Source organism: Halomonas sp. BM-2019, assembly GCF_017584085.1.
Window position 1 is genome coordinate 1,910,222 of the sequence record NZ_CP071922.1, and the last position, 17,625, is coordinate 1,927,846.

Genomic DNA, 17,625 nt, shown 5'->3' on the forward strand with positions numbered 1-17,625 from the left:
CCGCCCTGGCCGCGGCGCTGTTCTGGCTGCTGGCGCTGCTGGTGACCCCGCCCGAGCCGGCGGTCGAGCCGCCGGAGCCGGCCATGTCGTTGCGGCTGGCGTCGCTGCCCCCGGAACCCCCGGTCGACCCCGTGGAGGCCCCGTCGGAGCCTCCGGAAGCGCCGGAGCCCTTGCCCGAGAGCCGCGATGGCATCAGCCTGCCGGAGCCGGAGCCGGAGCCGGAGCCGGAGCCGGAGCCGGAACCACAGCCGGAACCGGAGCCACAGCCACAGCCGGAACCCGCGTCCCGGGCCGAGGTGCCACCGGCGCCCGCCGAGCCGGCCGAGCCCGCACCGGCGGCACAGAGCGGTGAGCAGGAGGCGGCCGCCGATAGCGGGCCGGTGGAGGTGGGGGAGGCCGAGCCGCTCAGCCGGGTGCCGCCGAGCTACCCCCGGCGCGCCCAGCGTCGCGGGCTGGAGGGGTATGTGGAGCTGGAGTTCCTGATTCGTCCCGATGGCAGCGTCGACCGCTCCAGCATCCGGGTGCTGGAGGCCCGGCCGCGCCAGGTCTTCGAGGAGGCCGCGGAGCAGGCGGTGGGGGAGTGGCGCTTCGAGGCCGATGGCCGCCTGCGTCGCGCCCGCCAGCGGCTGGAGTTCCAGCTGCGGTGATCCCTCAGAGGTCGAGTTCGGTCCACACCGGGGCGTGGTCGGAGGGCTTCTCCATACCGCGCAGGGCGTAGTCGATGCCGGCCTCCACCACCCGCTCCGCCAGCGGGGCGGTGACCAGGATGTGGTCGATGCGCAGCCCGCGCTTCGGGTCCCGCTCGAAACCCCGGGAACGGTAGTCGAACCAGCTGTAGCGGTCGTCCGCCTCCGGGTAGCGGACCCGGTAGCTGTCGGTGAGGCCCCAGGCCTTGATGCCTTCGAGCCATTCGCGCTCCACCGGCTGGAAGCTGGTCTTGCCGTCGCGCAGCCAGCGCTTGCGGTTGGCCTCGCCGATGCCGATATCGATCTCCTCGGGGGAGATGTTGAAGTCACCCATCACCGCCAGGCGCTCGTCGGGGCGATGGTGCGTCTCCAGCAGCCGCTTGAGCTGGGCGTAGAAGTCGCGCTTGTGGGGAAACTTCACCGGGTGCGCGACATTCTCGCCCTGGGGGAAGTAGCCGTTCCACACCCACAGCGGCTCGCCGCCCGCCGGGCGCAGGCGCACCCCGATCAGGCGGCGCTGGGCCGCCTCGTCGTCGTCGGGGAAGCCGTAGTGGACCGTTTCGGGTTCGCCGCACTGGGCGACGTCGACCATCATGGCCACGCCGTAGTGGCCCTTCTGGCCGTGAAAGACCACCCGATAGCCCAGGGCCTCCACGGCCTCGCGGGGGAACTCCGCGTCCTGTACCTTGGTTTCCTGCAGGCCGATCACCGCCGGGCGGTGGGCGTCCACCAGGGCCTCGAGCTGGTGCGGCCGGGCGCGAATGCCGTTGATATTGAACGAGACCAGGCGCATCAGCTCTCCGCGCCTCCCTGGTCGGTGTCCGGGGGCTTGCGCTCGGGGTGGATGGCGATCGGCTGGCCGGCCTCCTGGCGGGCCAGCTTGCGGGCGGCCTGGATCTTGCGCTGCTGGCGCTTCTTCTGGGTGTAGCGGGTCGACGAGGTCACCTGGTCGGGATTCTCGTGGCGCCACTTCTTGTAGTCCTTGCGCCGGCCGGTGCGGATCTGCACCTTGTCGGCCAGCGAGCGGGTCTTCTTGCGACGGGTCATGGGGAAAACTCCTCTGGTCTGGCGCGTATTCTACCAGCCCCCCGTGGGCGGTGCCGACCACAGCGCTTCGCTCAGGAGGCGCGCCCTTCGTCCTGGAGGCTGCTACAATGCGCGCTTGTGTTATGCACCCAACCATCGAAACGGACAGACAGCAGCCTATGAGCGAGTCGGATCAGATCAACGCACCGGCCCAGAATCACAAGCCCAAGCGCCGTCGTAGCAAGCCGAGGCGCCGCAGCGCCTCCGGCTGGGACCTGCGCCAGTTCCAGGTGCTTGCCGTGGCGGGCAAGTGGCGCTTCCATGACTTCGATCTGCCGCTGCCGCTGATGCGGGCCATCCACGCCCTGGGCTTCGAGTACTGTACCCCGATCCAGGCCGAGGCGCTGACCCACACCCTGCTGGGCGGCGACGTGGTCGGCAAGGCCCAGACCGGCACCGGCAAGACCGCCGCCTTCCTGATCTCGATCCTCGCCTACTTCCTCGAGGAGGAGGCCCCCAACGCCCAGAAGCCCGGTGCCCCGCGGGCCCTGATCGTCGCGCCGACCCGTGAGCTGGCGCTGCAGATCGAGAAGGATGCCAAGGCCCTGGCCCGCTTCACCGATCTCAAGGTCGCCAGCGTGGTCGGCGGCATGGACTACCAGAAGCAGCGCGAGGCGCTGGGCGACCGCCTGGACATCCTGGTGGCGACGCCGGGCCGGCTGCTCGACTTCCACCAGAAGCGTGACGTCGACCTGACCCAGGTCGAGGTGCTGGTGCTCGACGAGGCCGACCGCATGCTCTCCATGGGCTTCATTCCGGACGTCAAGCGCATCATCCGCCACACCCCGAAGAAGGAGGAGCGCCAGACCTTCCTCTTCTCGGCCACCTTCACCGAGGACATCCTCAACCTGGCCAGCCAGTGGACCCATGAGCCGACCCATGTCGAGATCGCGGTCACGGTGGAGAATGCCGCCGATATCGATCAGCGGGTCTACCTGGTCAGCGATGCCGACAAGCAGCGCCTGCTGATAAAGCTGCTCCAGCAGGAGAGCTTCGACCGGGTGATGGTCTTCGGCAACCGCCGCGACCTGGTGCGCAAGCTCGACGAGCTGCTGCGCAAGGCGGGCATCAATGCCGCCATGCTCTCCGGCGACGTGCCCCAGAACCAGCGTATCCGGACCCTGGAGCAGTTCCGGGAGGGCGAGATCCAGGTGCTGGTGGCCACCGATGTGGCCGGTCGCGGCATCCATATCGAGGATGTCAGCCATGTGATCAACTACACCCTGCCGGAGGACCCGGAGGACTACGTGCACCGCATCGGTCGCACCGGCCGCGCCGGCGCCAAGGGCGTCTCGATCAGCTTCGTGGGCGAGGAGGACGCCTTCTCCCTGCCCGAGATCGAACGCTTCATCGGCGACAGGCTGCCCTGCGAGCACCCTCCGGAAGGCCTGCTCTGAGCCCATGCTCGACGAGGCCCTGAAGGGCGAGATCCAGGCCGCCTACCGTCGCGTGCTCGAGGGCCTCGACCTGACGCCCCGCTATGGCCAGCGGCTGATGATCGCCGAGATCGCCCGTACCCTGGCGGGCATCGAGGCCGACGAGGCCGGCAAGCGCTTGAGCGACGAGCACGTCTGCGTGCTCGAGGCGGGCACCGGCACCGGCAAGACCCTGGCCTACCTGCTGGCCGCGCTGCCGGTGGCCCGCGCCCGCGGCAAGCGCCTGGTGGTGGCCACCGCCACCGTGGCGCTCCAGGAGCAGGTGCTCCACCAGGACCTGCCTGCCCTCAAGGCCCACAGCGGTATCGACTTCGGCTACGCCCTGGCCAAGGGGCGCGGTCGCTACGTCTGCGTGGCGCGCCTCGACCAGGCCCTGGAGGGCGCCGAGGAGAACCCCACCCTGTCGCTCTTCGAGCGGGAGCTCGCCAGCGGCGGCGATGAGTTCCAGGCCCTGGCCGGCTCCCTGGGCGAGGCCTACGGCAACGGCCGCTGGGCCGGCGATCGCGACAGCTGGCCCGAGGCCATCGAGGATGCCCACTGGCGCCGGCTCACCGTGGACCATCGCCAGTGCACCAACCGCCGCTGCGGCCACTTCGGCGCCTGCGCCTTCTTCCGCGCCCGGCGCGATCTCGAGCAGGCCGATATCATCGTCGCCAACCACGACCTGGTTCTGGCCGACCTCTCCCTGGGCGGCGGCGTGGTGCTGCCCGCCCCCGGCGACTGCATCCATGTCTTCGACGAGGCGCACCACCTGCCCGACAAGGCGCTCAACCACTTCACCCACCGCTTCGCCGTGGGCGGCGCGCTGGGCTGGCTGCGCACCCTGAAGAAGTCGCTCACCGAGCTCAACCAGGCCCTGGCGGTGCAGCCCACCCTGCGGCGGCTTTTGGCCACGTTGCCCCAGGCCCTCGAGGCCCTGGAGCCCAAGCTGGGTGAGGCCTTCGCCCTGGGCCACCGGCTCGCCGGCCGCCCCGAGGGGCTCGCCGAGGGCGAGGAGGCGCGCCAGCATCGCTTCGAGATGGGGCGTGCCCCCGAACCCCTGCGCGACCTGGCCGGCGCCCTGCTGGTGATCTTCGCCGAGCTCTCCCGCACCCTGGAGAGCATGGCCGACATCCTGCGCGAGAGCCTTGACCCCGAGAAGCACACCGGGCTCCCCCGGGAGCAGGCCGAGGCCTGGCTGCCGCTGATCGCCCTGCTCCACGGCCGCGCCCTGGAGGCCCATGCGCTGTGGCAGGCCTTCGCCGAGAGCGACCCCGAGGGCGAGCCGCCCCGGGCCCGCTGGCTGACCCTCGAGCGCTTCGGGGGCGACCCGGAGCTGACCTTCTCGGCGAGCCCGGTCTCGGCGGCCCACACCCTGGCCAAGAGCCTGTGGGGGGCCACCTTCGGCGCCGTGGTCACCTCGGCCACGCTGACGGCACTCGGGCGCTTCGAGCGCCTGCAGGAGCGGGCGGGCCTGGCCAACCGCTACCGCTACCAGCGTCTGCCGAGCCCCTTCGACTACTCCCGGGCGGTGCTCAGCGTGCCCCGGGAGGCCGTCGATCCCGCCGATCGCGAAGGCCACGAGCGGGCCATCGTCGACTTCGTCCAGGCCCTGGGGGAGAAGGAGGCGGTGCTCGCGCTGTTTTCGTCCCGGGCCCAGCTGCGCGCCGTGGAGAAGGCGCTGCCCAAGGCCCTGGCGGGGCGGGTACTGGCCCAGGACCGGCTGCCCAAGCGCGAGCTGATCAGCCGCCACCGGGCGCGGGTGGATGCGGGGGAGGGCAGCATCATCTTCGGCCTGGCGAGCTTCGCCGAGGGGATCGACCTGCCCGGCGACTACCTCACCCACGTGGTGATCACCCGGCTGCCCTTCGCGGTGCCCGACGACCCGGTGGGGGCGACGCTCGCCGAGTGGATCGAGCGCCAGGGCGGCAACCCCTTCATGCGCATCAGCGTCCCGGACGCCTCCATCAAGCTGGTCCAGGCCTGCGGCCGGCTGATCCGCAAGGAGGCCGACCGCGGTCGCATCACCCTGCTCGACCGCCGGGTGCTGACCCGGCGCTACGGTCGCGCCCTGCTCGACGCCCTGCCGCCCTTCGTGCGCGAGATCGACGGCGTCCGCCAGTAAGCCGGATGGCAAACGAGCGCGGGCCCGCGGGTGTGGTCGGTGTGATGGGGGTCAGGCGGCCTGGCGCCGCTTGGCCAGCACCGGGGCCAGCTTGGCGTTCATCTCCTTGAAGGCCCGGTCGGTGGTGTCCCAGTCGATGCAGGCATCGGTGATGGAGACGCCGTACTGCAGCTGGCTCAGGTCCTCGGGCACCTTCTGGCTACCCCAGCCGAGGTTGGACTCGACCATCAGGCCGATGATCGAGCGGTTGCCCTCGAGGATCTGGTTGGTGACGTTCTCGAGCACCAGCGGCTGCAGGGCCGGGTCCTTGTTGGAGTTGGCATGGGAGCAGTCGATCATGATGTTGGGCTTGATGCCCGCCTTCTTCAGCTCCTGCTCGGCCAGCGCCACGCTGACGCTGTCGTAGTTCGGCTTGCCGTTGCCGCCGCGCAGCACCACGTGGCCGTAGGGGTTGCCGCGGGTGCGAATGATCGCCACCCGGCCGGCGTAGTCGATGCCCAGGAAGTTGTGCGGATGGGCGACCGACTGCAGGGCATTGACCGCGACGTCCAGGCTGCCGTCGGTGCCGTTCTTGAAGCCGACCGGGCAGGAGAGGCCGGAGGACATCTCGCGGTGGGTCTGGGACTCGGTGGTGCGGGCGCCGATGGCCGACCAGCTGATGCAGTCCTGGATGTATTGCGGGGAGATCGGGTCGAGGGCCTCGGTGGCCAGGGGCAGGCCCATCTCGGCCAGCTCCACCAGCAGCCGGCGGGCGATATGCAGCCCCTCCTCGATCTCGAAGGAGCCGTTGAGGTGAGGGTCGTTGATCAGCCCCTTCCAGCCCACGGTGGTGCGCGGCTTCTCGAAGTAGACGCGCATCACGATGTAGAGGCTATCCTTCACCTCATCGGCCAGGCGCCGCAGGTGGCGGGCATAGTCGAGGGCGGCGTCCACGTCGTGGATGGAGCAGGGGCCCACCACCACCAGCAGGCGAGGGTCCTCGCCGTCGAGGATGCGCTGAATGGTCTGGCGGCCCTCGATGACGGTCCGCTCGGCGGCCTCGGTGAGCGGGATCTCCTGCTTGAGGGCTTCGGGGGTAATAAGCACGTCCTGGGCGAGGACGTTGAGGTTGCTGACCTGCTGATCTGTCATTCGGCTACCTGTGTCGTGGCTGCGCTGATGGCCCCTAGGGCGCGTGATCCGGATGCCTCTACTATACACCCGTCGGGCCCTCGGTGATCAATCGGGGGAACCCTGTCGCGCTGCGGTGGTCCCTCTACGCGCCGCCCCATTGGGGAGGTCGGGTTGATGAATGCTCGAGAAACGGGAACACTTGTGCGACTTTGGGCTACGGCCCCGGACACTTCGCTGCCCTCAGGGCTCCAGGTTGACACCATGCATGCATTCTCCAACATGACCGCTGCTCCCCGGGCGCCTTCCCCGCGCCTTCTTCATCGTCTGTCAGGGAGGGGGTGAATGGGCGCCAGGGAGACCGACCAGCAGCTCGTCGAGCGCGCCCAGCGGGGCGATAGCCGCGCCTTCGACCTGCTGGTGAGGAAGTACCAGCACAAGATCATCGGCCTGATCGGCCGCTATGTGCACGATCATGCCGAGGTGCAGGACGTGGCCCAGGAGGCCTTCATCAAGGCCTATCGGGCGCTGGGCAAGTTCCGCGCCGAGAGCGCCTTCTACACCTGGATGTACCGCATCGCCATCAACACCGCCAAGAACCACCTGGTGTCACGGGGGCGCCGCCCGCCGGGCAGCGACCTGGATATCGTCGACGCCGAGATCGTCGACCACAGCGGGCGCCTGGCGGATACCGAGACCCCCGAGGCGGCCATGGCCCGCGACCAGCTCGAGGCGGCGGTGTTCGAGGCGATCGATAACCTGCCCGACGACCTGCGCACGGCGATCACCCTGCGCGAGCTCGAGGGGCTCTCCTACGAGGATATCGCCAACATCATGCAGTGCCCGGTGGGCACGGTGCGCTCGCGGATCTTTCGCGCGCGGGAAGCGGTGGATCAGCATATCCAGCCGCTGGTCACCACCGCCCGAAACCGCGAGCCTGTGGAGGAGTGAGGCCGTCGCCGCGGTCGCCTGCACACTTTTTGTCGATTGGCTGAACTGTCCGTCGCCTTTGGCGTCAGAAGCAGTGTTCGATCCGCCCCGAGGCGGAGATTGCATCGACATTCCCGGCCCAGCGCTAATGTCGATACCAGGCTGATAACGAGCGCGCAAGGCGGAGCGCCTTGCCACTTTGAGGGTGTTGAAATGAGTCAGAATGCACGGGAGTCGCTTTCTGCCCTAATGGATAACGAGGGGGACGAACTTGAGCTGCGCCGGCTGCTCAGGACGCTGGATGATTCCCCCGATGCCGCCGACGCCTGGCGTCGTTACCACCTGATGCGCAGCCTGATGCGTCGAGAGCCCGATATCGACGTCACCACCGACCTCTCCGCCGGCATCATGGCGCGGCTCAAGGACGAGGAGGCGCCGGTGCTCGAACCCGGCGTCGACGCCTCGGCCCCGCGTCGCTCGCTCCCCCTGGCACGCAGCGCCGGCATCGCCGCCGCGGTGTCGCTGATGGTGATCACCGGCGTGCAGTTCTACGGCGGCGGCGACTCGCCGTCGGCGGAGCCCGGCATGGCCGGCGGCTCCTCTGCCCAGCCGGCCCCGGCCGGCCTCTCCGGTGCCGAGGGTGGGGTCTCGCGGCCCTCTCTGGTCGACCTCCCGCTCTTCCAGCTGCCCCAGGGCGGCGGCCAGGGCCTGATGACCGTGGGGGCCGGTGGCGAGGCTCCTCCCATGTTCATGGCGCCGGGGCAGCGCCAGTCGCTGCTGGCTGACGAGGAGCAGGCTCGCCTGCTGCAGTCCTACCTCGACCGGCACGCCGAGGGCGCCGCCTACCGCAGCGGCGATGCGTGGATGCCGCTGCTGCGCGCCAGCGGTGCCGACAGCCTCGGTCAGCGCTGAACGCGGGGGGTGCCGGTGACTGCATCCCGTCTGTCTGGTCGCCTGGCGATCGCCCTCGGCCTCCTGCTCCTGGTCGGCAGCTTCCCGGTGGCCCATGCCGAGGTCGAGGAAGAGCGCTTCGACTGCCGAACCCTCGAGGATCAGCCGCGGCCGGAGTCCGCGCTCGGCTGGTTCGAACGCAGCCTGTGGGCCGGCCACTGTTACCTCTACGAGGCCCATGCGGTGCGCATCGGCTACGACGGGGTGCGCACCCTGGCGATCAGCCATGAGGTGCGCGATGGCATCGAGCGGGGTGTGGCGACCTTCCTCGACGGCCCGCCCATGGTGTTCGAGCGTCGCGGCCGTATCGGGCGCCTGGGCTGGGCGGGAGAGGCCGGCGAGGCTCCCCCGTCGCCGGCCGGCATCGTCGAACGCGTGGATGGCCTCTATCGCCTGCAGCTGGGTGGCGAGGAGCGCATCGCCAATCGCCGAGCGCGTCGCCTCGACATCGCGCCCCTCGACAGCTTCCGTTTCGGCCACCGCCTGTGGCTCGACCAGGCCACGGGGCTGACCCTCAAGCAGACCCTGCTCGACGAGACCGGTCGCCCCCTGGAAACCTTTCAGCTCACCGCGCTGGAGCGCCCGCGCCTGCACCAGGGAGAGGTGGTGCTCGACCGTCAGCGCGAGGCACCGGCAGACCCCTGGCGGCTGGGCTGGTTGCCCGAGGGCTTCACCTCGCAGCCGGTGGATACCCGCAGCGCCCGCCACGGCGAGGAGATCATTCACCGCCTCTACAGCGATGGGCTCTCCACCCTGAGCGTGTTCGTGGCCCCCCTCGACCAGGCGGAACTGCTGGCGCCGGGGCTGCATCGGCTGGGGGTCTCCAACGCCGCGGTGCGCCACCGCGACCTGGGGGGCGAGCCGCGCCAGCTGGTGGTCATGGGCGAGATGCCGCCGCGGGTGCTGCTCAGGGTGGCCGACGGCCTGGAGTGGCAGGAGGCGCCGTCTCCCTGATCCGGCGCCAGGCCCTTGAATCCGCAACCCGAGAACTCAACCTTCGTCGTCACGACCCATCGCAGGAGCCTCATGATGCGCATGATCCGCCCCCTCTCCCTGTGGATGCTGCTGGCCGCGATCCTGTTGGCCTGGCAGTCGGCCACCGCCCGGGAGCTGCCCGACTTCACCGTGCTGGTGGAGGAGGCCGCCCCCGGCGTCGTCAACATCTCCACCAGTCGCACGGTGCCGAGCCGCGACAATCCCTTCCAGGGCTTCGGCGGCCAGGAGCTGCCGGAGATCTTCCGCCACTTCTTCGGTGATCGCTTCCCGGCGCCGCCCGGGGGGCAGGCGCCCGGCCGGCCCCAGGAGCGCCAGTCGCTGGGCTCCGGCTTCATCATCAGCGAGGAGGGCTACATCCTCACCAACGCCCATGTGGTGGAGGGGGCCGACGAGATCCTGGTGCGGCTCAACGACCGCCGCGAACTCCAGGCCGAGCTGGTCGGCGCCGATGATCGCACCGACGTGGCGCTGCTCAAGGTGGATGCCGAGGGGCTGCCGCCGCTCAAGCTGGGGGATTCCGACACCCTCCGGGTGGGCGAGTGGGTCGCCGCCATCGGCTCGCCCTTCGGTTTCGACTACTCGGTGACCGCCGGCATCATCAGCGCCATCGACCGGACCCTGCCGCGGGACGCCTATGTGCCCTTCATCCAAACCGACGTGGCCATCAACCCGGGCAACTCCGGCGGGCCGCTGTTCAACCTGGACGGCGAGGTGATCGGCATCAACTCCCAGATCTTCACCCGCAGCGGCGGCTTCATGGGGCTGTCGTTTGCCATCCCCATCAACGTCGCCATGGACGTGGCCGACCAGCTGCGCGACGACGGCCAGGTGCGCCGTGGCTGGCTCGGGGTGATGATCCAGCCGGTCTCCCGCGACCTGGCGGAGTCCTTCGGCATGGACGGCCCCAGCGGGGCGCTGATCGCCGACCTGGATCCCGAGGGCCCGGCAGTCCGCGACGGGTTGCGTGCCGGCGATGTCATCCTCGAGGTGGACGGCAACCGCGTGCATGACTCCAGCACCCTGCCGCGGCTGATCGGCCGTAACGCGCCGGGCAGCGAGGTGGAGCTCGAGCTGATGCGTGATGGCGAGCGCCGCCAGCTCAGCGTCACCGTGGAGGACTGGCCCGACGCCGAGCGGGCCACCGCCAGCCGCCCCCAGGAGAGCCGCCAGGCCCGCCTCGGCGTCTCGGTGGGCGAACTGGAGCGCGCCGAGCGTGAGGAGCTCGGCATCGAGGGCGGCGTGCGGGTCCGCGAGGTCGACCCGAATGGCGCCGCCGCCGCGGCCGGCATCCGCCCCGGGGATGTGCTGGTGAGCATCGATCATCAGGCTGTCGGCGACGGCTCCCAGCTGGTCGAGCTGGTCAACGACCTGCCCACCGACCGCGCCGTGCCGGTGCGCCTCTACCGCGACGGCCGCTCGCTGTTCGTGGCCCTGCGGCTGGCCGGCGACTGAGTCACCCTCCGGCGCACTCTGACCCGGCGGCCCTGGCCGCCGGGTTCGCTGTATCTGGGCGCTGACCAACACCGAGTGAGTAGAGAGGCAGAGCGGGCTGGTGACGTTTTTTTCTTTACTCGGCAGGGAGATAGTGTGGGGAAGCGCAGCTTGCGGTAGCACTTGACAAGTGGCCATGTGGTAGCATGGTGACATTACGGCAGGAGGGCGCATGGCCAGCAACCATCACGATACTGGGTACAAGGAGCTGTTCAGCTACCCTGAGTTCGTTCAGCAGCTGATCGAGGGTTTTGCACCCAGTGAGATCGCCGATCTGATGGACTTCTCCACGCTCAAGAACCACAGTGGCAACTACATCACGCCGCTGTTCGAGGAGAAGTTCGAGGACGTGGTCTGGTCGGTGGAGGTGACCTGGGAAGGCATGACTCAGCGTGTCTTCCTCTACATTCTGCTGGAATTCCAGTCCGCGGTGGACCGCACCATGCCGATCCGGCTGATGCATTACGTCGCCTGCTTCTATAGCCACCTGATCAAGACCAAGGTCACGACCGTTGGTCAGGGAATGCCACCGATCCTGCCCATTGTGCTCTACAACGGGGCCAAACGCTGGACGGCGAAGCAGGATATCTACGACATGGTGCAGCCGGAACCGCCGAGCTTCCTGCAGGTCAACCAGCCGCACCTGCGTTACTACCTGATCGATGAAGGGCGCTACACTGATGAGGAACTGGGGCTACGCCAGACGCCGCTTAGCGGGGTGTTCAGCATCGAGAAGGCGTCGACGGACAGGAAGGGGCTGCAGAAGGCCGTGGATCGGATCGTGTCGATCATTCAGACCGACCCCCACAAAGACCGTATCGACAAGATCATCACCCGCTGGCTCAAGCGTCATCTTCAGCGGCTCGGAGCTGAAGTCAACCTGGATCAGCTCAACAGTTTGGTGGAGGATAAAGACATGTTGGCAGAAAATCTTGAAAACTGGGCTCAGAAAGAGCAAATGGAAGGTGAGCAGCGTGGTCGCCTTGATGAAGCCCGCGATAATCTTCGCGCTCAGCTTAGCTTCAAATTTGGTGACGTTCCGAGCTGGGTAGAGGATCGAATTGATCGGGCAGACCATGCTCAGCTGAAAAGCTGGTTGCGCGATATCCTGTTCGCCAACAGCGTGGATGAGATGTTCAATCAGTAGCCTTTTCGTCGCTGTGCCGTCACCTGCAGCGTGTAGCCTCCAAGGCCAGGCTCGACCTGGAGCAGCTAAACAGTCTGGTGGAGGATAGAGATATGCTGGCAGAGAACTTGGAGAGTTTGGTAAGGAAAGAGCGTGCGGAGGGCCGCGCTGAAACGCAGCGTGAGACGGCTATTAACCTCATTGCACGAACAGAGATGGATGATCGGATGATCTCAGAGATTACGGGGTTGTCCATCCGGGAAGTTGCTCAGCTACGCCGAGAGTCACAGCATTGATGAAACCCGTTTGTTGGGTAATTTTGACCGTGTCAGTTGACGATTATCACCGCAGTAAGGGTGAGTCATGATGGTCTCTTTCAAACGAAAACGGCTGTATCGCGTCGGCTCGCGTCCTCTGGATGGGGCGGTCGATGACGTGAAGGCATTGGCTGAAGCCGTCTGGTTCCGCGGTTATCGTCCGATGCGGGTGGAACTGGAGCAGCTGCGTGGCGTGATGTCACGAGAGGAGTTCCAGAGGGCGCTTTGTGTGCTGGAACTGCTCAGCCAGTATCCGGTGTGCCGCCGCGAGACTGCACGATATCTGCAGCAGCTCGCCCGGCACTTCCATCCGGAGCTACTTGGAAACGACGACACGCCGGTACAGGGGCGCTACTCCCCCAGCAAGTGCCCTACCTGGGCCTGAAGACCGCCCAGACCCTGAACATGTTTGCCAACCTCCGCCTTGAGGGCGGTGTTTCCAATCATCTTGTATTTCGTCAGCCGCCGGGGCCGTTCGGATATCTTGAAGACCTCGCCGACGTCCGGCGTGCCGACCCGGAGCTTGAGCTGGCGTTCTTTATCCATCGTGATGACAGCCAGATCGTCTACTATGACCTGCTGAACCGTATGGAGCGCCATCCCCAGGCAAACGTCAGCTTCCGGCGTGCCGGTGTCGATTACGATGGCGTGACCTTCGCCGACGTGAGGGAGGACGCGGAGAAGCTCCTTCACTCGCGAGCCTTCAGGAAATATTTTCATTTCCGGTGGGTGAGGGACTCCGAGAAGATCAGTTGTGACATGTCACCCCCCTGGCAGCCCCCTGCTATCTGACGCACGTGCCAGCAAGACCTTGCCATGCCACCGGTCTGACCGGGGGGGCGCCGGCCCAGCCCGCCTCTGACGACAACCCGCCCTTACTCGCTGTACAATATGCCCAACCTTGATTCTCGCGCTCGCTCGGGTACCTGCCCAGCCTCGTACATGGGTGCGTACATGAACCGGATTCTGATGCATGTCTAATAGCGAAAACCGTAGCAAGATCAGTCACATACGGAACTTCTCGATCATCGCCCATATCGATCACGGCAAGTCGACCCTGGCCGACCGCCTGATCCAGAGCTGCGGTGGCCTGACCGAGCGCGAGCTGAAGGAGCAGGTGCTCGACTCCATGGACCTCGAGCGGGAGCGCGGCATCACCATCAAGGCCCAGTCGGTGACCCTGGACTACCACGCCCCGGACGGCAATACCTACCAGCTCAACTTCATCGACACCCCCGGCCACGTGGACTTCTCCTATGAGGTCTCGCGCTCGCTCTACGCCTGCGAGGGCGCGCTGCTGGTGGTGGATGCCGCCCAGGGCGTCGAGGCGCAGTCGGTGGCCAACTGCTACACCGCCATCGAGCAGGGCCTCGAGGTGCTGCCGGTGCTCAACAAGATGGACCTGCCCCAGGCCGACCCGGACAAGGTCGCCCACGAGATCGAGGAGATCATCGGCCTGGACGCCACCGACGCCTGCCAGGTCTCGGCCAAGAGCGGCCTGGGCATTGACGCCCTGCTCGAACGCCTGGTGCGTGATATCCCGCCGCCCAAGGGCGACCCCGACGCGCCGCTGCAGGCGCTGATCATCGACTCCTGGTTCGACAACTACCTGGGCGTGGTCTCGCTGGTGCGGATCTTCGACGGCACCCTGAAGAAGGGCGAGAAGATCCGCATCAAGTCCACCGGCCGCGACTGGCAGGCCAACGAGGTGGGCATCTTCACGCCGCTTCGCAAGGAGACCGACGTGCTGCGCGCCGGCGAGGTAGGCTTCGTGGTGGCCGGTATCAAGGAGATCCAGGGCGCCCCGGTGGGGGACACCATCACCCACGCCAAGACCCCGGAGGTCGAGCGCCTGCCCGGCTTCCAGAAGGTCAAGCCCCAGGTCTACGCCGGGATGTTCCCGGTCAGCGCCGACGACTACGAGGACTTCCGCGACGCCCTGGAGAAGCTGGCGCTCAACGATGCCTCGCTGGAGTACGAGCCGGAGAACTCCGACGCCCTGGGCTTCGGCTTCCGGGTCGGCTTCCTCGGCACCCTGCACATGGAGATCATCCAGGAGCGGCTCGAGCGGGAGTACAACCTCGACCTGCTGACCACCGCACCCACCGTGGTCTACGAGCTGGCCATGAAGAACGGCGATCTGCTGTATGTCTCCAACCCCTCCAAGCTCCCCGACATGGCCGACGTGGAGGAGATGCGCGAGCCCATCGTGCGGGCCAGCATCCTGGTGCCCCAGGAGTTCGTCGGCAACGTCATCGCCGAATGCGAGAATCGCCGCGGCACCCAGAAGGACATGCAGTTCCTCGGCAGCCAGATCCAGCTCACCTACGAGCTGCCGATGTCCGAGGTGGTGATGGACTTCTTCGACCGCCTGAAGTCGATCTCCAAGGGCTATGCGTCGCTGGACTACGGCTTCGAGCGCTTCCAGGCGGCCAAGCTGGTGCGCCTGGACGTGCTGATCAATGGCGACAAGGTCGACGCCCTGGCGGTGATCATCCACCGCGACCACGCCCACGGCCGTGGCCGGCTGCTGGTCGAGAAGATGAAGGAGCTGATTCCCCGCCAGATGTTCGACGTGGCCATCCAGGCCGCCATCGGTGGCCAGGTGGTGGCCCGCTCCACCGTCAAGGCGCTGCGCAAGAACGTCACCGCCAAGTGCTACGGTGGCGACGTCAGCCGCAAGAAGAAGCTGCTCGAGAAGCAGAAGGCGGGCAAGAAACGTATGAAGCAGGTCGGCCGGGTGGAGATCCCCCAGGACGCCTTCCTCGCCGTGCTCAAGGTCAATGACTGATTTGACAACCTAGGAACGCCAAACCCCATGGACTTCTCTCTGCTGCTGGTGGTGGCCGTGGCCATCACCGGCCTGATCTGGCTGCTGGACCTCGTCTGGTGGCGCCCCGCCCGCCGCCGCGCCGTCGCCACCGCCGAGGCCGGTACCACCGAGGGCCTCGATCCCGCCACCCGCGACAAGGTGCTCAAGGAGCCCTGGCCGGTGGACTACGCGCGCTCCTTCTTCCCGGTGCTCCTGGTGGTGCTGGTGCTGCGCAGCTTCGTGGTGGAGCCCTTCCAGATCCCCTCGGGCTCCATGCGGCCGACCCTGGAGGTGGGCGACTTCATCCTGGTCAACAAGTTCACCTATGGCCTGCGCCTGCCGGTGGTGCATACCCGCCTCGTTGAACTCAACGAGCCGGAGCGCGGCGACGTCATGGTGTTCCGCTTTCCCAACGAGCCCTCGGTGAACTTCATCAAGCGCGTCGTCGGCCTGCCCGGCGACAGCGTGCGCTACGAGGGCAAGCAGCTCTACGTCAACGGCGAGCCGGTGCCCAAGCGCCTCCTGGAGGAGAGCCCGTCCGGGGCCCCCGGTGAGCTGCTGCTGGCCGAGCAGCTGGGCGAGGCGGAGCACCACATCTACAATAATCCCCGTGACCCGGGCCCGCAGATGCGCGAACTGGTGGTGCCGGAAGGCCACTACTTCACCCTGGGCGACAACCGCGATCACTCCAACGACAGCCGCTACTGGGGCTTCGTGCCGGAGGAGAACATCGTCGGTCGCGCCTTCGCCGTCTGGATGCACTGGGATGGCGGCCTGCCGAGCTTCTCCAGTGTCCGGCGCATCCAGTGAGCCAGTGGAGGCCCGCGACTCGTTACGGGCTCCGGCGCGCAGGAGTCCGCCGTCCGCCAGGGCCCTGCCGCCCCAAGTCATCAAGCTAACAGGACATTCGTGAGCCACTCCCTCAACGCCTTCAGTCGACGCCTGGGCCATACCTTCGGGGATATCGCCCTGCTGGAACTGGCCATGACACACCGCAGCGTCGGCGGCCAGAACAACGAACGCCTCGAGTTCCTCGGCGACTCCATCGTCAACTTCGTCATTGCCGAGGCGCTGTTCCGGCGCTTTCCCGATGCCCGGGAGGGGCAGCTGTCGCGCCTGCGAGCCCGCCTGGTCAAGGGGCAGACCCTGGCCGAGCTGGCCCGCGAGATGGGCTTCGGTGAGCACCTGCGGCTGGGTTCCGGGGAGATGAAGAGCGGCGGCCATCGCCGTGAGTCGATCCTGGCCGATGCCGTCGAGGCGGTGATCGGCGCCATCTACCTGGATGCCGGCATGGAGGCCGTGCGCGGTCGGGTCCTGGCCTGGTATGCCGCGCGGCTGGAAAACACCAGCCTGCAGGACACCCAGAAGGACCCCAAGACCCGGCTCCAGGAGTTCCTGCAGTCGCGCCAGGTCCCCCTGCCTCGCTACGAGGTGGTCAGCGTGGAGGGTGAGGCGCATGCCCAGACCTTCACCGTGGAGTGCCATGTGGAGATGCTCGATCGTCACACCACCGGGGTCGGCGCCAGCCGGCGCCACGCCGAGCAGCAGGCCGCCGAACAGGCCCTGACCCAGCTCGAGCCCGCCAAGGCCAACCCCCAGGGAGCCCGCTCATGACCCAGACCTGTGGTTTCGTGGCCATCGTCGGTCGCCCCAACGTCGGCAAGTCGACGCTGATGAACCGCATCCTCGGCCAGAAGATCTCCATCACCTCGCGCCGGCCCCAGACCACCCGCCACCAGGTGATGGGCATCAAGACCGAGGGCGAAGCGCAGTTCATCTATGTGGACACGCCGGGCATCCATATCATGGCCAAGGATCGCAACAAGGCCATCAACCGCTTCATGAACCAGGCCGCCACCCAGGCCCTGCGTGACGTCGACTGCGTGGTCTTCATCATCGATCGCACCCGCTGGAGCGACGAGGACCAGATCGTGCTGAAGCGCCTGGCGAACATCGAGGCGCCGGTGATCCTGGCGGTCAACAAGGTCGATCGCCTGCAGGACAAGGCGAGCCTGCTGCCCTGGCTCGAGGAGATCGGCGCCAAGCGCGAGTTCGCCGCCATCGTGCCGATCTCCGCCAAGCACGGCACCAACGTGCCGGAGCTGGAGGCCGAGGTGGCCCGGCACCTGCCCGAGAGCGTGCACTTCTTCCCCGAGGACCAGGTCACCGACAAGAGCCAACGTTTCCTGGCCGCCGAGCTGGTGCGCGAAAAGGTCATGCGCCAGCTCGGCGACGAGCTGCCCTACCAGATGACCGTGGAGATCGAGGAGTTCCGCGACGAGGGGCGGGTGGTGCATATCAGCGCCCTGATCCTGGTGGAGCGTGCCGGGCAGAAGAAGATCCTGATCGGCGAGAACGGCGAGCGGATCAAGAGCATCGGCCGCGAGGCGCGCCTCGACATGGAGCGCGCCTTCGGCGCCAAGGTGATGCTCAATCTCTGGGTCAAGGTGAAGCGCGGCTGGTCCGACGACGAGCGGGCCCTCAAGAGCCTGGGCTACAACCTCGACTGAGGCGCCATGACGCCTGAACCGGCCTTCCTGCTGCACAAGCGCCCCTATCGCGAGACCAGCGCGCTGGTGG

General features: G+C 67.5%; 17 protein-coding genes. 14 read left to right on the forward strand and 3 right to left on the reverse strand.

Annotated elements, in window-relative coordinates; all coding sequences use genetic code 11:
- Nucleotides 1-647 (forward strand): TonB family protein (locus J5F18_RS09645; RefSeq protein ID WP_346302021.1); only part of this gene is annotated, 647 nt, incomplete at its 5' end.
- A 4-nt stretch (nt 648-651) separates the two neighbouring features.
- On the opposite strand, the gene xthA is transcribed toward J5F18_RS09645, so the two are convergent.
- Entirely contained in the window at nt 652-1,479 is an 828-nt protein-coding gene (xthA, locus tag J5F18_RS09650) for an exodeoxyribonuclease III (protein ID WP_346302022.1), read from the reverse strand.
- Nucleotides 1,479-1,733 carry a hypothetical protein gene (locus J5F18_RS09655; protein ID WP_346302023.1) on the reverse strand — a complete coding sequence of 85 codons (255 nt, stop codon included), beginning with the start codon at nt 1,731-1,733 and terminating at the stop codon, nt 1,479-1,481. Before J5F18_RS09655 ends, xthA begins: the two co-directional genes overlap by 1 nt.
- A 158-nt stretch (nt 1,734-1,891) precedes the next feature.
- Here J5F18_RS09655 and rhlB point away from each other — a divergent pair, with 158 nt between their 5' ends.
- Together rhlB and dinG are read left to right on the forward strand one after the other, a co-directional pair.
- Nucleotides 1,892-3,169 (forward strand): ATP-dependent RNA helicase RhlB, encoded by a 1,278-nt coding sequence (gene rhlB / locus J5F18_RS09660; protein ID WP_346302024.1) that lies wholly within the window; start codon nt 1,892-1,894, stop codon nt 3,167-3,169.
- A gap of 4 nt (nt 3,170-3,173) precedes the next feature.
- Nucleotides 3,174-5,312: an ATP-dependent DNA helicase DinG gene (dinG, locus tag J5F18_RS09665; protein ID WP_346302025.1), complete on the forward strand. Its 2,139-nt coding sequence runs from the start codon at nt 3,174-3,176 to the stop codon at nt 5,310-5,312.
- A 51-nt stretch (nt 5,313-5,363) separates the two neighbouring features.
- On the opposite strand, the gene J5F18_RS09670 is transcribed toward dinG, so the two are convergent.
- Nucleotides 5,364-6,443 (reverse strand): 3-deoxy-7-phosphoheptulonate synthase, encoded by a 1,080-nt coding sequence (locus J5F18_RS09670; protein ID WP_346302026.1) that lies wholly within the window; start codon nt 6,441-6,443, stop codon nt 5,364-5,366.
- A gap of 324 nt (nt 6,444-6,767) precedes the next feature.
- On the opposite strand from J5F18_RS09670, the gene rpoE reads away from it, so the two are divergent.
- The 11 genes from rpoE (at nt 6,768) to era (ending at nt 17,555) form a co-directional block, all read left to right on the forward strand.
- The gene (gene rpoE / locus J5F18_RS09675) at nt 6,768-7,373 is read left to right on the forward strand and encodes an RNA polymerase sigma factor RpoE (RefSeq protein ID WP_346302027.1); all 606 of its coding nucleotides are present in this window, start codon (nt 6,768-6,770) and stop codon (nt 7,371-7,373) included.
- Between the two features lie 192 nt (nt 7,374-7,565).
- Nucleotides 7,566-8,264, forward strand: coding sequence for an RseA family anti-sigma factor (locus J5F18_RS09680; protein WP_346302028.1), 699 nt, complete (start codon nt 7,566-7,568; stop codon nt 8,262-8,264).
- 15 nt (nt 8,265-8,279) lie between these two features.
- Entirely contained in the window at nt 8,280-9,257 is a 978-nt protein-coding gene (locus J5F18_RS09685) for a MucB/RseB C-terminal domain-containing protein (RefSeq protein ID WP_346302029.1), read from the forward strand.
- Between the two features lie 72 nt (nt 9,258-9,329).
- Complete coding sequence (locus J5F18_RS09690) at nt 9,330-10,751, forward strand: DegQ family serine endoprotease (RefSeq protein ID WP_346302030.1); 1,422 nt, start codon at nt 9,330-9,332, stop codon at nt 10,749-10,751.
- Between the two features lie 211 nt (nt 10,752-10,962).
- The gene (locus J5F18_RS09695) at nt 10,963-11,937 is read left to right on the forward strand and encodes an Rpn family recombination-promoting nuclease/putative transposase (RefSeq protein WP_346302031.1); all 975 of its coding nucleotides are present in this window, start codon (nt 10,963-10,965) and stop codon (nt 11,935-11,937) included.
- 342 nt (nt 11,938-12,279) lie between these two features.
- Entirely contained in the window at nt 12,280-12,618 is a 339-nt protein-coding gene (locus J5F18_RS09700; protein WP_346302032.1) for a hypothetical protein, read from the forward strand.
- Nucleotides 12,619-12,638: 20 nt separating this feature from the next.
- Entirely contained in the window at nt 12,639-13,025 is a 387-nt protein-coding gene (locus J5F18_RS09705; protein ID WP_346302033.1) for a hypothetical protein, read from the forward strand.
- A gap of 181 nt (nt 13,026-13,206) precedes the next feature.
- Nucleotides 13,207-15,024, forward strand: a complete 1,818-nt coding sequence (gene lepA / locus J5F18_RS09710; protein ID WP_346302034.1) for a translation elongation factor 4 — start codon at nt 13,207-13,209, stop codon at nt 15,022-15,024.
- A 27-nt stretch (nt 15,025-15,051) separates the two neighbouring features.
- Entirely contained in the window at nt 15,052-15,855 is an 804-nt protein-coding gene (lepB, locus tag J5F18_RS09715) for a signal peptidase I (protein ID WP_346302035.1), read from the forward strand.
- 99 nt (nt 15,856-15,954) lie between these two features.
- Entirely contained in the window at nt 15,955-16,659 is a 705-nt protein-coding gene (rnc, locus tag J5F18_RS09720) for a ribonuclease III (protein WP_346302036.1), read from the forward strand.
- On the forward strand, nt 16,656-17,555 hold the full coding sequence (gene era, locus J5F18_RS09725; RefSeq protein ID WP_346302037.1) for a GTPase Era: 900 nt from the start codon (nt 16,656-16,658) through the stop codon (nt 17,553-17,555). Before rnc ends, era begins: the two co-directional genes overlap by 4 nt.
- The last annotated feature ends 70 nt before the right edge of the window (nt 17,556-17,625 follow it).

What these genes read in the sequence shown, in the direction of transcription:
- xthA (WP_346302022.1), bottom strand. Translation starts at nt 1,479, where the DNA reads ATGCGCCTGGTCTCGTTCAATATCAACGGCATTCGCGCCCGGCCGCAC.
- J5F18_RS09655 (WP_346302023.1), bottom strand. Translation starts at nt 1,733, where the DNA reads ATGACCCGTCGCAAGAAGACCCGCTCGCTGGCCGACAAGGTGCAGATC.
- rhlB (WP_346302024.1), top strand. Translation starts at nt 1,892, where the DNA reads ATGAGCGAGTCGGATCAGATCAACGCACCGGCCCAGAATCACAAGCCC.
- dinG (WP_346302025.1), top strand. Translation starts at nt 3,174, where the DNA reads ATGCTCGACGAGGCCCTGAAGGGCGAGATCCAGGCCGCCTACCGTCGC.
- J5F18_RS09670 (WP_346302026.1), bottom strand. Translation starts at nt 6,443, where the DNA reads ATGACAGATCAGCAGGTCAGCAACCTCAACGTCCTCGCCCAGGACGTG.
- rpoE (WP_346302027.1), top strand. Translation starts at nt 6,768, where the DNA reads ATGGGCGCCAGGGAGACCGACCAGCAGCTCGTCGAGCGCGCCCAGCGG.
- J5F18_RS09680 (WP_346302028.1), top strand. Translation starts at nt 7,566, where the DNA reads ATGAGTCAGAATGCACGGGAGTCGCTTTCTGCCCTAATGGATAACGAG.
- J5F18_RS09690 (WP_346302030.1), top strand. Translation starts at nt 9,330, where the DNA reads ATGATGCGCATGATCCGCCCCCTCTCCCTGTGGATGCTGCTGGCCGCG.
- J5F18_RS09695 (WP_346302031.1), top strand. Translation starts at nt 10,963, where the DNA reads ATGGCCAGCAACCATCACGATACTGGGTACAAGGAGCTGTTCAGCTAC.
- J5F18_RS09700 (WP_346302032.1), top strand. Translation starts at nt 12,280, where the DNA reads ATGATGGTCTCTTTCAAACGAAAACGGCTGTATCGCGTCGGCTCGCGT.
- J5F18_RS09705 (WP_346302033.1), top strand. Translation starts at nt 12,639, where the DNA reads ATGTTTGCCAACCTCCGCCTTGAGGGCGGTGTTTCCAATCATCTTGTA.
- lepA (WP_346302034.1), top strand. Translation starts at nt 13,207, where the DNA reads ATGTCTAATAGCGAAAACCGTAGCAAGATCAGTCACATACGGAACTTC.
- lepB (WP_346302035.1), top strand. Translation starts at nt 15,052, where the DNA reads ATGGACTTCTCTCTGCTGCTGGTGGTGGCCGTGGCCATCACCGGCCTG.
- era (WP_346302037.1), top strand. Translation starts at nt 16,656, where the DNA reads ATGACCCAGACCTGTGGTTTCGTGGCCATCGTCGGTCGCCCCAACGTC.